We start from the raw sequence: 15543 nt of genomic DNA, 5'->3' as shown, positions 1-15543 counted from the left end.
GGTATGGTCAGAACCTCTCCAGTCACCTTTAAGACAATTGCCCCCAGACGTGTTGCCAATTGTCTTTACAATAGAATACGTGAATTCCGGCTGTAATCCGCCACTTGCCGCAGTATACGTATAGTCGGAGCAAGGAATTGCGCTACCGATAGTAGCTGTACAACCTGTTAATGCTTTTCCAACATTACCTACTGGATTATAGGTAGCGGATCCTGACATTGTACAACTGCCAGCACTGCTATTGATAGTGATTGCGGGTGCGCTGAATGTTCCTTTTGCGCCTAAAAGATTAGGGCCTTTTACACCCGTACATTGAGCACTGGTGATTTGATAACTGTATAAACTTGCTACAGTTAAAATAATTGTGTAAAACTTTTTCATCTCTTTTGTGGTTTAGAATTAATTAAAATTGTAAGCGGAGATACAAAAGATAAATGGATTAGGGGCACAATCATTTAGTGAGTAATCTTTATAGATTAAACTAAATAGCCAATAGAATTGTGCTAATAAATCAAAAAAGGATGTGTGGTAATTTTTTCTTGTGGTGATTGTGTAGGATGGGAAATCAGGTAGGGGTACTTATCGTAATAAGATGTAAAGATATCTATTTAATCGAAAGAAAAAAAATTATTTTATAAAATAGAAAATAGCACCTCCCCTCCTTCTTTAGAGCGTATGCAAAAAATACAAAAAGTAAAGCAGGACTTAAACGAAAAAAGAGCTGCCATTGCAACTCTTTTTCAGTTATCTATTTGCTACGCTTATTTATATTGAACGGCTAATCCTTTTGCAAGATCACCCATTTTGTTTAAACCATCCTGCGGCAAATTACCTTTTTTAAATTCGGCTAATACTTCAGGCAATGTATTTTCCATTTCCATTAAAAAATGCTCTTCAAATGCTTTTACATTTTTAACAGCTACTTCCTTTAATAAACCTTGGGTGCCTAAATAAATCATGGCAACCTGCTTCTCCACTGTCATTGGAGCATATTGCAATTGCTTTAATATCTCCACGTTCCGTGCGCCTTTATCAATTACATTTTTTGTAGCGGCATCAAGATCACCTCCGAATTTAGAGAAAGCTTCCAGTTCGCGGTACAATGCCTGATCAAGTTTTAAGGTACCTGCTACTTTTTTCATTGACTTAATCTGTGCGTTGCCGCCTACACGGCTAACAGAAATACCCACATTGATAGCTGGACGAATACCTGCATTAAACAAGTTTCCTTCCAAAAATATCTGGCCATCAGTAATAGAAATAACATTGGTAGGAATATAAGCAGATACATCGCCTGCCTGTGTTTCAATAACAGGTAATGCTGTTAAGGATCCTCCACCTTTTACCAGGTGTTTAATTGATTCAGGCAAATCATTCATTTGCCTGGCAATATCATCTTTCGCAATTACTTTGGCAGCTCTTTCTAATAAACGGCTATGCAAATAAAATACATCACCAGGATAAGCTTCGCGGCCTGGCGGGCGACGCAACAATAAGGAAACCTCTCTATAAGCGACTGCTTGTTTTGACAAATCATCATAAATAATCAAGGCTGGCCTTCCGGTATCCCTGAAAAATTCTCCGATGGCCGCACCCGCAAACGGAGCATAGAATTGTAATGGAGCCGGATCAGATGCAGAAGCAGCAACAATAGTGGTATATGCCATCGCACCATTTTCTTCCAATGTTTTCATTATACCGGCAATGGTAGAAGCCTTTTGCCCAATTGCCACATATATACAATATACCGGCTTGCCGGCTGCATAAAATTCTTTCTGATTAATGATCGTATCAACGCAAATAGCGGTTTTACCAGTTTGACGGTCGCCAATTACCAGTTCTCTTTGTCCACGGCCAATAGGTATCATTGCGTCAATTGCTTTTATGCCCGTTTGCAATGGCTCCTTTACCGGCTCTCTAAAAATTACACCCGGCGCTTTACGCTCCAGTGGCATTTCGTATAATTCACCCTGTAACGGACCTTTACCGTCAATAGGCTCGCCCAATGTATTTATTACCCGACCGCTCATTCCTTCACCCACGCGGATGGAAGCAATTTTATTAGTACGCTTTACTTTATCGCCTTCTTTAATTTCGCTGCTGTCGCCCATTAATACCACCCCTACATTATCTTCCTCAAGGTTTAATGCAATGGCTTTTACGCCATTTTCAAACTCCACCAGTTCACCACTGCGCACATTGTTTAGTCCGTATACCCTGGCAATACCATCTCCCACCTGCAATACGGTTCCTACTTCTTCCAAACTTGCACCAGCATTAAAATTGCTTAACTGCTGACGAAGTATTGCTGAAATCTCATCCGGTTTAATTTGTACCATAAACTATTTAATTTTAAAAAGTTGTTTTTATCTAAGTTTATGGATGTATTGGTTATCCATAAATTGTTTTTTAATATCTTTTAAATCTTTTAAAATACTTGCATCAATCAATGCTCCTTCCATTTCCAACACGTAACCACCAATCAGTTCTTCCTTTATGGCTGTTTCAACCTCAATATTTTGAAAAGAAGTGGATGCTTTTACGTTGCCAACGATGGCATTTTTAAGATCATCGCTGATGGGACCTGCTGTTATGATCTTTAGCCGGTGAATGTTTCTTAATGTATTAAACTGTTCAATATACGCGTTCGCAATTTCAGGAAGATTCGTTTCTCTGCCTTTACGAACCAATAAACGTATGAATGAGCTTGTTGTAATATTAACCCTGCCTGTTGTAATTGATTCAATAATTTTTTCTTTGGTACCAGGCTTGATGATGGGGCTACGCAATACTAATACAAAGTCTGGATTACTTTTACAAATGCTTTGCACGAATTTCATATCTGTACAAACAATATCTACCTGGTTCAACTCTTTGGCCAAATCAATTAAACTTTTTGCGTACCTGCCTGCTAAACGTGGGTTATTCATTGCTTTTTACTGATGTAGTTAATTAACTGAAATGTAAAGACTTTTATAGTACCCCTAAATTATCTTATCGCTAATGGGTTTTATAACTAATTAAATTTTGCCTCCTGGGCCAATTGCTTAATGTAAGTTTCCTGTTCTGTTTTACCAACAAGTTCCCTACGCAGAATTTTTTCGCTTATTTCAATTACCAGTTTACCTACCTGGTTTTTCATTTCAGTAATAGCAGCCATCTTCTGTTCATTGATAGTTATTTGCGCATCTGCTACTATTTTGGCAGCTATTTCTTTTGCCTGGTCTTTAGCTTCGTTGATTATTTTATCCTTTGTATCCTTGGCTTCTTTTAACATCAATGCTCTTTCTTCACGGGCCTTCACCATAAAGGCTTCATTCTCATTTTTCAATTGCGCCATTTCAAGTTTTACTTTTTCTGCAGTTGCAATTGAGCCGGCAATATTTGCTTCTCTATCGTTCAGTCCTTTAATAATAGCAGGCCATGCAAATTTTTTAAGGATGAAGAAAACAATTAAAAAAGCCAATAGCGTCCAAATAAATAATCCCAGATCCGGTGTTAATAATTGCATTTTTTTTACCCTCCATTCTCCCCAAGGGAGTATTTATTTATAAATTATTATCAATTCAATTTTTATTACTAATAGTACAATTTTAAAATTACTGCATCCTCCGTCCTGTACTTTGGATGCAGTAATGAGTTGTAAAGTTTTTAAACAACCAGAGATTTAAATGCTTTTGAACATGATAAACTTTACCGGCTATTAAAACTTTATAAACTCTTACAGTACCATTGCAAGGAAACCAATGATGATTGCAAACAATGCAGCACCCTCTACAAGAGCAGCGGCAAGAATCATGTTTGCACGTATGTCATTAGAGGCTTCGGGCTGACGGGCAATTGCTTCTACAGCACCTTTACCAATCTGGCCAATGCCGATACCTGCGCCCATTGCTGCCAATCCGGCACCAACAGCACCACCTGCATTAGCAAGTGCGCCTGCAGCTAAAAAAACGGTCATTAAACTCATACTTCTGTTTTATAATGATTAAAAAAATAAATAATTAAACAATCACTGCATCGTCTGGCAGATGTTCATCTTTAGGATGCTCTCCTTCAAATGCCTGCCCGACAAAAACCGCAGTTAGTACAGTAAAAATAAAAGCCTGTAAAAACGCTACCAATAATTCGATAAAATATATAAAAATTGTAAAAGCAATTGAAACAAGCGAAGCACCCCAGCCAATAGCGGGGTTTATTTGTGCAAAAATAAAAATAAGGGAGATAAGGCAGATGATGATAATATGCCCTGCTACCATATTGGCAAATAACCGGATGATTAAAGCAAAAGGTTTAATGAAAACACTTAAAAATTCTACTAAAATTAAAATAGGTTTTACAAATCCTGGCACCCCGGGTGGATTAAAAATATGCCCCCAGTAATGAGTGTTTGAACTGAACATGATTACCACAAAGGAAATAAGACCAAGCACTATTGTAAACGCAATATTGCCGGGCACGTTGGCCGTACCCGGTATCAATGCAATCAGATTATTAATAAGTATAAAAAAGAAAACCGTTAGTAGGTAGGGCAAATATTGATTGGCTTTGTGACCCAGGTTAGGCCTTGCTACTTCGTCCCTTATAAATGAAACCAGCACTTCTACTAAATTTTGCTTGCCTTTTGGTGCAGAGGTTACTCCCTGCCCGGTAGCATAACTTTTTGCAACGCTGATCATCAGCCAAACCAACAAAATTAAAGCCAGTATCATTTGTACCACATTGCGGGTTAAAGAGAAGTCATACACTTTTACTCCATCCTCGGTTGATACTACCTTGTCATCTTCATTCAATTTATATCCATTTACTTCCTTATGCCTGTGCTCAAATGCAGAAGACATAAAAAAGGAAAGACCTTTTTGAGGTGAATATAAAATAACGGGTAAAGGAATTGAAACCGTGTGTTTCTGACCATCTCTTCCTTCAAATTCTAAAAAATGAAATTCGTGTGCATCCATTATATGGCCAAATATTACTTCTTTGGCGTTAAAGCCGTCTTTTTTTTCTTTTGCACTTTCTTCTGCAGATTTTATCTCACTTCCCTGCGCAATTACATTGTAAGATGAAGACAATAATATTGTGCTAAAAACCAATACCAGTATAGTTTTGATGCTCTTAAATGCCATGACGTACCTCAAATTTGGCGCAAAGATAGGGGTTTAACCTATAAATTTAGAGGGAGAAAAGAGAATTTATAAACCATTTTAAGGTCATGGTTTTAATCCAGTCCCATTTCTTTGCGCAGCAGCTTTATTTTTTCGGGTTCAACAACATCCATTGTATCTTTACCGAAATTGACTGCTTTTTTGTTAGCAACAATTTGGTTACTATGAAGGAATGGGATTTTAATATTTTCAATATTGGCAATAGTTGCTATTTGTAAACATTCATCAAAAGTATTATCTTCAAAACCTGTCATATCAACCAAAATATCAAATTTTAAACCATTGTTTAGCCTACAATCCGACCACCCTGCCACAAATTGCATTCGTTCCATCATGAAATAATCTCCCATACCTGCGTCTTAAAATTAGGTTCTTCCATTAGCCCTGTTCATTTGTGAATTATCAATCCAAATATCCATATCGCCGATATATCGCTGATACCAGTTTCTAGTTACAAACCCGCCTTCTATAATGTCCAGAACATTATTATCCTGCAGAGATTTCCAAAATTTTATTATTTCTTCATCGAAAATATCCTTGAGAAAAATTACTTATTGAGGTTGTAAGATTTGTGAATAATTTTTGCCTTATTAAGCGTACGCTGGATTTTATATAACCATGTTGTCATTAAAAACCTTTCGGTATAGTAACGATTTAAAGCATCTTTTAACAGATCGCTCTCTGCCTTTTCATAATCAGCAGCTGGTACATTTGAAATAGTATCCTTCAACGATATCTTATTTTTTCTGCGAGATCCATCCTGTAATTTACTAAGATAGTTGGGTAAAATCAAACAGATAACCCTGTAGTTTCTTGTCTTTCAAACTGCATTTTATGTAACTTATAATAAAATCCACGTTTTTCTATCAGTTCTTTGTGAGATCCTATTTCCATAATTACACCCTTTTCCAGCACCATAATTTTATTTGCTTTGCGGATAGTTGACAGACGGTGTGCGATTACTATAGAAGTTCGCCCGGCAATTAATTTATCAATGGCATGTTGAATTAACTGTTCACTTTCGGTATCCACCGAAGATGTCGCTTCATCTAAAATCAATATTGCGGGATTGTATAATAAGGCCCTTACAAAAGACAATAACTGCCGTTGGCCTAAAGACAGCGTGGCGCCACGTTCCATTACATTGTAATCATATCCGCCCGGAAGCTGCATAATAAAATCGTGTATCCCGATCATTTTAGCTGCTTCAATTACCTGTTCCTTTTTTATTTCAGCATTGCGAAGGGTAACATTATCGTACACCGAACTGCTAAATAAAAATACATCCTGTAAAACAACGGCAATTCTGCTACGCAGGTAAAACAAATCGTACGATTCAATATTTACTTCATCAATTTTTATAGCTCCCTTCTGAATATGGTATAAACGGTTTACCAAACTAATGATGGATGTTTTGCCACTGCCGGTATTACCAACAATGGCGAGGGTTTCACCTGCCTTAATGTGAAATGAAATATTTTTAAGAATATAATTTTCATCATTGTAGGCAAACCAAACTTTATCAAATTCTATACTTCCGTTTATCTTTTTGTGTTCTAAATTTTTTACAGATGAAGTATCTGTTACATCAGCATTATCCAGAATTTTAAAAACCCTTTCACTTGCAATCATACCCATTTGCAACACGTTAAATTTATCTGCAATAACCCTTAGCGGCCGAAACAATAAGTTTAAACATAAGATAAAAGATGTGATCACTCCGACAATTTCGGGCTTGTCTGCATCAGCTAAATACAATGATTGTTTGGCTGCCCACCATACCAGCAACCCAACAGATAAAGCAGATACCAGTTCTACCACCGGAAAAAAAACAGAGTACGCAAAAATTGATTTAACATTGGCGTTGCGGTGTTCTTTGTTGATAGTATCAAATTTTTTAAACTCTCTGTCTTCTGCTGCAAAGGCTTGAACAATTCCCATTCCGGTAATATGTTCCTGTACAAAAGCGTTCAGTTGCGCTACTGCATTGCGAACACGGATGAAGGAGTTGTTTACACTTTCTTTAAAATAATAAGTAGCTATAATCAATGCAGGAAAAGGGGCCAGGCATACAAGGGTTAATTTCCAACTTATAAAAAACATATAGGTCAGCACGGCAATAATAGATAACAGATCAGCAATAATCGGTATCAGTCCGTCGCTAAAGATGTCGTTGATAGATTCAATATCATTAATAGTTCTTGTTGTAAGTGTGCCAATGGGCGTTTTATCAAATTGAGAAAGATTAAGGCTGATCACTTTTTTGTAAGTTTTTACCCGCATATCTTTTACCACACTTTGCCCCAGCGATGCAGTAAAGAAAGTAAAAATAAACCGGCACACTGTTTCAATTAACAATAGTGCCAATTGAATAACAGTGATACCAATAATTAAAGGACCAGCGCCTTTTAAAAACCAAAAATGGGTGCCTGCCTGCAAACCCCTGTTAATGGTAAGTTGTATAAGCCAGGGCCTTATTGGAGAAATAACTGCTAAAAAAATGGCTAAAAAAAGTGACCAGTAAAATTTACTTTTGTAGGGAGATGCAAATTGAAATACCCTTCGAAGTAATGAAAGATTAAAAATGGTTTTTACCTTGCCCGGTTCGCTCATTTTGTAAAGTTAATAATTTATGTACTTACCTTTTGTTGACATTGTGAGCCATAGCATTTATAAAAAATTTGGTTTTCTTACTCTATTGCAGTTCCGTTTTTTTATTATAGGCTTTAATAAAAATGGCGCCCAGGTTTCTGTATGGCGGCACGTAATCATCCCAGCTTTCCCGGATTTCCTTATTGGTATCTGCATAAAAAACTTTGGTTAATGCTGCCCACATATCTTTCCATACAATTGTATTGCCACTCATCAGGGCCTGGTTAAGATAATTAATAATGGGCCGGTTAATATCGCCCTTGCCAATTTCTTTTGTTGAAATAATATGTGCTTCAGGGCAGATTGTCAATATTTTACTCAGGTTTTTATACCCGCCGCAGGAACCGAGTACAATTATTTTTGCACTACCTGCCATTCTATTGATGGTACCTGGTAACCAATAACTATGCCCCCGGTGTATTACAACTGATGGAACAATATCTTTTTTATTTAAGTACCTGGTTAAATGAGCCTGTGCTGTATCATCCAGATTGTTATCACTGTTTAAAGGAAGATTGGCATATATCCATACTTTTTTTCCTTTTAAAGATTTTATTTCCACCCACTCTTTTTGCTGGGTTATCTTCCAGTCTTTGGCAGCAAAAGAATTCATAAACCCTGCAAAATTTGTTTTGCCATCTTCATCCCCATAAAAAAACACCTGTTGTATAATTCGTCCGCTATCATCAGCAAGATACTTATTATCGATTGAGTAAATAGATGGAATACCTATTTCACTGGTAAGATCCACATTGTTACTGTCAGAAGATAAAAAGATTGTTTTTAGCAAATTGTAAATTATTTTACCTCTGGTATTATTTTCAATACTGCTGCGTTGCTCATTATAACTCACATTTTTTAAAATGGTTTTTAAAAGCGCAGTGTCTCTTATACTGCTGTAACTATCTGCTACATCAACGGCATCTTCCAGGTTATTGGATTTATCAAGGTTGGCAACAAAGGCTTTCATCAACACCGTAGCTTTATCCTGGGGCATTGTTTTTAAAAAAACATCCAACTGGTTAAAGTTTGCCGCCATCTTTATAAACTTTCTAAAAAAATCCATATTAACACTCATCATTAATTCATCGCCTCTTGGCGTGGTTCCCATTTTCTGCAGCAGCCTTGTAAAACTATGCTTGTAACTGGAGGTGTAAATATCATTCTCGCCCATTACCATAACATAATAAATATCCTGAGCAGATAATGGTTCAATTGCCTTCATCCGGATGGCAAGGTTATTTTGTTCGTGCAATTCGTTAATGGGCGTTATAAAATTTTCAATTGCTTTCTTCTGCAACATTTCCCGTAAACCATTTACACCAAACATGGCCACGGGTGTATCTTTTGCAATTAGCCTTTGCTGGTAATTTATTTCTGTTTTTACCAGTAACTTAAAATAACCCACGCTATCTATTTTTCGCTCTCCATCGCCTACTAATTTTTTTATGCTGTCTGTAAACTGTTTACCTTTTAATATATCATCTAAAAAAGGAAAGTAAAATAATGCATTGGGGGTATGACTGATTCTTGCAATTACCTCCACAAGGGGATCTGTATTTCTATGTATCAGTTTGGATTCAGGTGAATACCCCGAAGAAGCGTAATCATACAATTGTTTTGGATTATTTAAACCGGCTAACACCACCAGACTATCAGCAAAAGGCTCATTTACAAATGGGCGGATTGTGGCGAGAATTTTATCGGGATTTAGAGCACAAAATTTTAGAAAAATAATTTTTTTACTTTCGTTGTAGCCTTTGTTATTTTTAAATATTTCAGCATTGATTTTTCCTATTTCATAGGGTACTTCTTCAATGTTGGGCGCCATACTCTGGCTATCAATATTTGCCTTTAAAATCTTTTCAAAATTACTTATCAGCAAGGGTGCAAAAACAGGATTGAGCCTTTTTGATTTCCATTCGGTTCTGAAATTTACGACTACCTCCTGAATATAATTTAACTGTCTTATTTTTTCATTGTTGGAAACAACCTTACTGCTTGTTTCTATATAATCCTGCAGTGTCTTTATTTTTCTAAACAATGCATCGGTAACCTGCAGATTTATTTCTTCGTTGCCCGATACCCTGATTATTCCATCCAGTTTACCATCAGCCTTATCGCATTTTACCTGTTCTTCTTTTATGCGTTCATGGTTGCGCTGCCGTTGTATTGGAACAATAACGGAATCTGCTAAACCATAGGCATCTCCAAAGAATACTATGAAAATAAAAGGTAGAAAATATTTCATCATAAAGACGTTCAACTGCAAAGATGAACTAAAATTGCAATACAATTTTTAAAGGCTGCTTTATTGTGTAGCGCTATTGTAAAGTTACAGCATGTGGTTAACAATTTGATAATATCAGAATTCCCGGGGGTTGATGCAATATTCAACTGATAGACTACTTTTGTGCATTGAAAAAAGGTATGAGTATTGTTAAAAAAATATTAATTGCTGATGATGAACCAGACATACTGGAGATCATACAATTTAATCTTCAAAAGGAAGGCTACGAAGTATACACCGCAAAAAATGGCGATGAGGCATTGGACCAGGCCAGAAAATATCAGCCAGATCTTATTATTCTTGATATTATGATGCCCGGTAAAAATGGTATTGATGTTTGCAATATTTTGCGCATGCTGCCTGCATTTAAAGAAACCCTCATTATTTTTTTAAGTGCATTAAGCGATGAAGGAACAGAAATACGTGGCCTGGAAACCGGTGCAGATGATTATATTACCAAACCAGTAAGTCCAAAAGTACTTACCAGTAAAGTAAATGCCCTTTTTAGACGATTGAATAAAGATGGCAATGATTTGTTACAGTTAGGCGATCTTAAAATAGACCGGGAAAAATATATTATTAACTACCAGGACAACGATATTATTCTTGCCCGTAAAGAATTTGAACTGCTGGCACTTCTGGCTTCCAAACCAGGTAAGGTTTTTTTACGGAACGAAATATTGAACCAGGTGTGGGGCACCGAAGTAATAGTTGGCGATCGTACCATTGATGTTCACATCCGCAAAATACGCCAGAAACTTGATCTGGATTGTATTACTACCGTAAAAGGAGTAGGATACAAATTTGAATTATAAATTTTTTTTCAATGAGCAAAAGATGATGTCGCTGCTCAGGCAAAGCAATAATCACTACAAAAACAGTTTAACTTACACTTGTTTAATAATTAAATATTCAAACAGGTAATTTTTGAAAATGTTTTTAACCAAAAGTTTATCTCCTCAACAACTTTCAGCAATTACTGCTGCAATAATTGCTATTCCAATCAGTACGGCTATTTATTATTTTCATCCTGTTTGGCTTATATCCGTCATCGCTTTAATCATCATTTTTACCGGAAGTTATGGTTTGATTTTATTTATGGTACAACGCTTTGTTTACCGGAAAATAAAGCTGATTTACAAATTGATTTATCAAACCAAAGCCAGTAAAAGAGAAGAGTTTTATTATAAAAATATTTTACCTCAAAAAAGTATTGATGAGGTAAGGAAGGATGTGGAAACCTGGGCCGAACAACGTAAGGCTGAAATTGAATTACTTAAAAAAAATGAGATATACCGCAAAGAGTTTTTGCAAAACTTATCGCACGAATTAAAAACACCCATATTTGCCATACAGGGATATGTAGATACTTTAATAAACGGAGCGCTGGAAAATCCGGAAGTAAACAAAAAATTTCTTAACAGCACCTCCAGAAATATTGACAGGCTTGTAAACCTGGTAGATGACCTGGATGAAATATCTAAACTGGAACGGGGCGAACAACAATTGTACAAAGAAAATTTTGTAGTACAGGAATTGGTAAAAGATGTGTATGAGTCGCTTTTAATTAAAGCCGAAAAAAAACAAATACGGTTGGTGATTAAAAAGGGCTGCGAAGTTACGCTGACTGTATTTGCAGATAAAGAAAAAATAAGGCAGGTATTTATTAACCTGGTGGAAAATTCAATAAAATATGGCAAACAAAATGGCACTATTGAAGCCAGCGCCTATAAAATTGATGGAAAAAGAATTTTAATTGAGATAAGTGATGATGGCAATGGTATCGCTGAAGAACATCTAGGTAGAATATTTGAACGATTTTACCGAACAGACGTTGCACGAAGCCGTAAAGTTGGTGGCAGTGGTCTGGGGCTTGCCATATGTAAACATATTGTTGAAGCCCATCAACAGGCAATCCATGTTCGCAGCACTATTGATGTTGGTACTACTTTTGGTTTTACGCTGGAGTCTAAAAAAGACGCCAATTAATTAGCTAATGTGCGAATTCGATAATTAGCTAATTACAATCCCCCATTATATTCATTTTACAAATCGCTTTATTCATTAGCAAATTAGCACATCGGAAAATTTGCTAATTACAATCACCCTTTATCTTCATTTTACAAATCGTTATTTTTATCAGCAAATTAGCACATCAGCAAATTAGCTTATTTCCTGATGTACTAATTATTAAGATTTTAGTAACGTATTATTTACAATTACTACACATTGTATGTAGAACTTTACTCTAAACTATATCCGTTGATAAAAAGAAAACTTGATGTAGCAGTAATCTCCGATGTTCACCTTGGTACTTACGGATCCCGTGCCAGTGAATTGTCCCGCTACCTTTCCACCATCGACCCCTCCATCTTAATACTAAATGGCGACATTATCGACATCTGGCAGTTTAGTAAAAAGTACTGGCCGCCAGGTCACATGCAGGTAATTAAACAAATTACCAGTATGCTTAGCCGTGGCATAAAAGTATATTACGTTACAGGCAATCACGATGAAATGCTGCGCCGGTTTGAACATTTTTCCGTAGGCGATTTTCACATTGTCAACAAACTGGTTATCCATCACAGCGATGGTAAACGAAGCTGGATATTTCATGGAGATGTATTTGATGTTATTATGCAACATAGCAAATGGCTGGCAAAGCTGGGCGCAGTGGGCTACGACATGTTAATATACATCAATGCATTTATCAATTACATCAGTAAAAAATTGGGAAAGGGTAAAATTTCCTTATCGAAAAAAATAAAAAATTCTGTAAAAGGAGCCATAAAGCACATTAATAATTTTGAACAAACCGCAGCAGACATTGCTATAGAAAAAGGATACGATTATGTACTTTGCGGGCATATACATCAACCTTGTAACAGGAAAATTATAAATGGCAATGGCAGTGTTAATTATCTGAATTCTGGCGACTGGATTGAGAATTTAACTGCTTTGGAATATATCAATAACGAATGGAGTGTTTATCATTTTCACGAAGATAAACTGGTGCAGGAACTAACCGATTCATTTTATACGGATGAAGCAGCTTACCTGCGTACTGCAGAACTATTTAAAATAATGATGGAAGATTTTATTGTAGCATCTTAAAACACTTTTATGAAAGTATTATACGCGATACAAGGCACCGGAAACGGGCATGTTAGCAGGGCCAATGAAATTATTCCTTTTCTGGAAAAAAAATGTGAGCTGGATATTTTACTCAGTGGTACCCAGGCCGATGTTGGATTGAACTATCCGGTTAAATTTAAAAGAAAAGGGTTGGGTTTTATTTTTGGCAAAAAAGGCGGAGTGGATATGTATAAAACATTCAAACAAATGCAATCCAAAAAATTTTTATCCGAAATTAAATCCCTGCCTGTAGAGGAGTACGATTTGGTGATAAACGATTTTGAACCAGTAAGTGCGTGGGCTTGTAAACTAAAAAATATTCCCTGTATTGGCATGAGCCATCAGTGGGCTGTATTAAATAAGAATGCACCAAAGGCCACTTCAAAAGACTTGTTTGGCTCAATGATTTTAAAATATTACGCACCTTGCAAAACAGGAGTAGGTTTTCATTTTAAAAGTTATGGTGAAAACATTTTTACCCCCGTAATAAAAAGAGAGATACGCAATGCAACAACAAAAAACCTGGGCCATTATACTGTATACCTGCCTGCATATTCTGATAAAAAGCTAATTAATTTTCTTTCCTTTTTTAAAAATACAGAATGGCAGATTTTTAGTAAGCATACAAAAAAATCGTACACTGCAGGTAATTGCAAAATAAAGCCAGTAAGTATTGCTGAATTTACTGAAAGCTTCACAACCTGCGCAGGCATTATTTGTGGTGCTGGTTTTGAAACACCCGCTGAAGCATTGCAAATGGGTAAAAAATTATTGGTTGTACCCATGGCACATCAGTACGAGCAACATTTAAATGCTGCTGGGGCACAAGATCTGGGCATACCTGTTATTAAAAACTTAAAGAAAAAACACCTGCATAAAGTTGAAAACTGGCTGAAAGAAAAGGAAGCATTACACATCAATTTTCCGGATGAAACCGAAAAGATAGTTGACCTGGTGTTGGCAATGTCTGCAGTAAAAAACATCAAGGCAGCACGCAAGGAGGGTATATTTTTCAATAATTCCTTGGTGGCCCGTTGGGTATAAACTTATAGTATAAGGTAAGAATAGCAACACCTCACTTCCGTATATTTTGTAGCAATTCAAATGCTTCTTTGGATAGAACAGCAGCTTTTAATTCGCCCTCTTGTTTAAAAGTAAAATACATACATGCAGCATCATTCATCCTGAAACCTATATCCTGTATCTCCCTATTATTTTTAAAAAAATGCAGTGAGCCATCATAGCCACATTTTACGGGTGGCTTTGCAGCAGATGCACTTATCATTGAGCTTAAGTCTTCTATCACTTTTTTATTCCGTACCATTTTAACAGCAACTACTGTATCCATTGTTCCATCCGCTTTAAAAAAATTAATGGCTACGCTATCTGTGGTATTGATATACTCTTTTATTTTTTCGTTTGGCCTGTTACATGCCGTTGCATAAAATAAAATGATTACAAATAACGGCACAATTTTCATCCGGTAAATATACGGGCCCTTGATTGATAGCAGGGCTAAAAAACAAACCACCTGATAAGATTAACAGGTGGTACAAGCATTAAAAAACGTTCTTGCTTAAGGAAACTTGTTTGGATTGCTATGCGTAAAGATGGTACTGATGTTAATTGAAACTGATGCAAGTTTACACAAGTGTGTTATCAAAATATTATTGCAGGGTTATGGAAATGTTATAAAAGAATATGCTCAATTAACAAATCTTTAATGAAAATAAAATCGAAAATAGAATTGAAACTATGGTAAAAAAACACCCGATAAAATTATCGGGTGGCAGTAATATAAATATTTTCTTAAAAAATGTTTGATCAAATATTCTTTCCTTAAAAATTATATTTAATTCCGAATTGTGCCTGAAAACGACTGTTTAAAGGATCAACCGTGTAATAGTGACTATCTAAACCAGTAGGTACATTAAAGTTAAACGTTGGTAAATATCCAGAAGAAGGCTTACCTACTTTAACTGCATTTGCATCCGTAACAAAGGTTAATATATTAGCTGTATAGTTGTTTACATTGGTTACAAAATAAACATGGCCCCAGCTATTGTTCAGCAAATTCAATACATTAAAAATATCCAGACTTAACTGAAGTGAACGTCCATTATCTTTTCCAAACTTAAATTCATGCATTAATTTCATATCTACATCATGATTCCACGGTGTTCTTAAACCATTTCTTTCTGCATACTGACCTCTTCTTGAGTTTAAATATTTATCGCCTGTAATTAAATTGTTTAAATCAGTCCATTGTTGGGCTGCTGTATATAACTGTCCATTTCTTGT

15 protein-coding genes and 1 pseudogene are annotated in these 15543 nt (G+C 36.0%); 4 read left to right on the top strand and 12 right to left on the bottom strand.

Annotation, left to right across the window (positions count from 1 at the left end; translation table 11 throughout):
- The 10 genes from H7254_RS12965 to H7254_RS12920 all read right to left on the bottom strand — a co-directional run.
- On the bottom strand, positions 1–381 hold a 381-nt coding region (locus tag H7254_RS12965; RefSeq protein ID WP_301933370.1), incomplete at its 3' end, for a hypothetical protein.
- A gap of 380 nt (positions 382–761) precedes the next feature.
- The gene (atpA, locus tag H7254_RS12960; protein ID WP_301933369.1) at positions 762–2339 is read right to left on the bottom strand and encodes a F0F1 ATP synthase subunit alpha; all 1578 of its coding nucleotides are present in this window, start codon (positions 2337–2339) and stop codon (positions 762–764) included.
- Between the two features lie 27 nt (positions 2340–2366).
- The gene (atpH, locus tag H7254_RS12955; RefSeq protein WP_301933368.1) at positions 2367–2930 is read right to left on the bottom strand and encodes an ATP synthase F1 subunit delta; all 564 of its coding nucleotides are present in this window, start codon (positions 2928–2930) and stop codon (positions 2367–2369) included.
- An 86-nt stretch (positions 2931–3016) separates the two neighbouring features.
- A complete protein-coding gene (gene atpF, locus H7254_RS12950) occupies positions 3017–3511 on the bottom strand; it encodes a F0F1 ATP synthase subunit B (protein ID WP_301933367.1) in 495 nt (164 codons plus the stop codon).
- A 210-nt stretch (positions 3512–3721) separates the two neighbouring features.
- A complete protein-coding gene (gene atpE / locus H7254_RS12945; protein WP_301922915.1) occupies positions 3722–3970 on the bottom strand; it encodes an ATP synthase F0 subunit C in 249 nt (82 codons plus the stop codon).
- Positions 3971–4004: 34 nt separating this feature from the next.
- Positions 4005–5126 carry a F0F1 ATP synthase subunit A gene (gene atpB / locus H7254_RS12940; protein WP_301933366.1) on the bottom strand — a complete coding sequence of 374 codons (1122 nt, stop codon included), beginning with the start codon at positions 5124–5126 and terminating at the stop codon, positions 4005–4007.
- 92 nt (positions 5127–5218) lie between these two features.
- The gene (locus tag H7254_RS12935) at positions 5219–5515 is read right to left on the bottom strand and encodes a hypothetical protein (protein WP_301933365.1); all 297 of its coding nucleotides are present in this window, start codon (positions 5513–5515) and stop codon (positions 5219–5221) included.
- A gap of 197 nt (positions 5516–5712) precedes the next feature.
- Positions 5713–5895: a hypothetical protein gene (locus H7254_RS12930; protein ID WP_301933364.1), complete on the bottom strand. Its 183-nt coding sequence runs from the start codon at positions 5893–5895 to the stop codon at positions 5713–5715.
- A 59-nt stretch (positions 5896–5954) separates the two neighbouring features.
- A complete protein-coding gene (locus H7254_RS12925) occupies positions 5955–7778 on the bottom strand; it encodes an ABC transporter ATP-binding protein (protein ID WP_301933363.1) in 1824 nt (607 codons plus the stop codon).
- 82 nt (positions 7779–7860) lie between these two features.
- Complete coding sequence (locus tag H7254_RS12920) at positions 7861–10071, bottom strand: hypothetical protein (RefSeq protein ID WP_301933362.1); 2211 nt, start codon at positions 10069–10071, stop codon at positions 7861–7863.
- Between the two features lie 176 nt (positions 10072–10247).
- Between H7254_RS12920 and H7254_RS12915 the strand changes: the two genes are divergently transcribed.
- The 4 genes from H7254_RS12915 (at position 10248) to H7254_RS12900 (ending at position 14286) form a co-directional block, all read left to right on the top strand.
- Positions 10248–10922: a response regulator transcription factor gene (locus H7254_RS12915; RefSeq protein WP_301922921.1), complete on the top strand. Its 675-nt coding sequence runs from the start codon at positions 10248–10250 to the stop codon at positions 10920–10922.
- A gap of 118 nt (positions 10923–11040) precedes the next feature.
- Positions 11041–12096, top strand: a complete 1056-nt coding sequence (locus H7254_RS12910) for a cell wall metabolism sensor histidine kinase WalK (RefSeq protein ID WP_301933361.1) — start codon at positions 11041–11043, stop codon at positions 12094–12096.
- Between the two features lie 273 nt (positions 12097–12369).
- Complete coding sequence (locus tag H7254_RS12905; RefSeq protein WP_301933360.1) at positions 12370–13221, top strand: UDP-2,3-diacylglucosamine diphosphatase; 852 nt, start codon at positions 12370–12372, stop codon at positions 13219–13221.
- A 9-nt stretch (positions 13222–13230) separates the two neighbouring features.
- Complete coding sequence (locus H7254_RS12900) at positions 13231–14286, top strand: glycosyltransferase family protein (RefSeq protein ID WP_301933359.1); 1056 nt, start codon at positions 13231–13233, stop codon at positions 14284–14286.
- A gap of 31 nt (positions 14287–14317) precedes the next feature.
- Here H7254_RS12900 and H7254_RS12895 read toward each other — a convergent pair whose 3' ends face one another.
- Positions 14318–14713 (bottom strand): hypothetical protein, encoded by a 396-nt coding sequence (locus H7254_RS12895; RefSeq protein ID WP_301933358.1) that lies wholly within the window; start codon positions 14711–14713, stop codon positions 14318–14320.
- 368 nt (positions 14714–15081) lie between these two features.
- Positions 15082–15543 (bottom strand): annotated as a pseudogene (locus H7254_RS12890) (hypothetical protein); the annotation flags it as partial.

Origin of the sequence: Ferruginibacter sp., assembly GCF_014377975.1 — a bacterium.
Lineage (GTDB): Bacteria > Bacteroidota > Bacteroidia > Chitinophagales > Chitinophagaceae > Ferruginibacter.
This window is presented reverse-complemented; position numbering and strand designations above follow the sequence as displayed.

Coding starts and splice junctions, on each gene's coding strand:
- atpA (WP_301933369.1), bottom strand. CDS start 2,339: ATGGTACAAATTAAACCGGATGAGATTTCAGCAATACTTCGTCAGCAG.
- atpH (WP_301933368.1), bottom strand. CDS start 2,930: ATGAATAACCCACGTTTAGCAGGCAGGTACGCAAAAAGTTTAATTGAT.
- atpF (WP_301933367.1), bottom strand. CDS start 3,511: ATGCAATTATTAACACCGGATCTGGGATTATTTATTTGGACGCTATTG.
- atpE (WP_301922915.1), bottom strand. CDS start 3,970: ATGAGTTTAATGACCGTTTTTTTAGCTGCAGGCGCACTTGCTAATGCA.
- atpB (WP_301933366.1), bottom strand. CDS start 5,126: ATGGCATTTAAGAGCATCAAAACTATACTGGTATTGGTTTTTAGCACA.
- H7254_RS12935 (WP_301933365.1), bottom strand. CDS start 5,515: ATGGGAGATTATTTCATGATGGAACGAATGCAATTTGTGGCAGGGTGG.
- H7254_RS12925 (WP_301933363.1), bottom strand. CDS start 7,778: ATGAGCGAACCGGGCAAGGTAAAAACCATTTTTAATCTTTCATTACTT.
- H7254_RS12920 (WP_301933362.1), bottom strand. CDS start 10,071: ATGATGAAATATTTTCTACCTTTTATTTTCATAGTATTCTTTGGAGAT.
- H7254_RS12915 (WP_301922921.1), top strand. CDS start 10,248: ATGAGTATTGTTAAAAAAATATTAATTGCTGATGATGAACCAGACATA.
- H7254_RS12910 (WP_301933361.1), top strand. CDS start 11,041: ATGTTTTTAACCAAAAGTTTATCTCCTCAACAACTTTCAGCAATTACT.
- H7254_RS12900 (WP_301933359.1), top strand. CDS start 13,231: ATGAAAGTATTATACGCGATACAAGGCACCGGAAACGGGCATGTTAGC.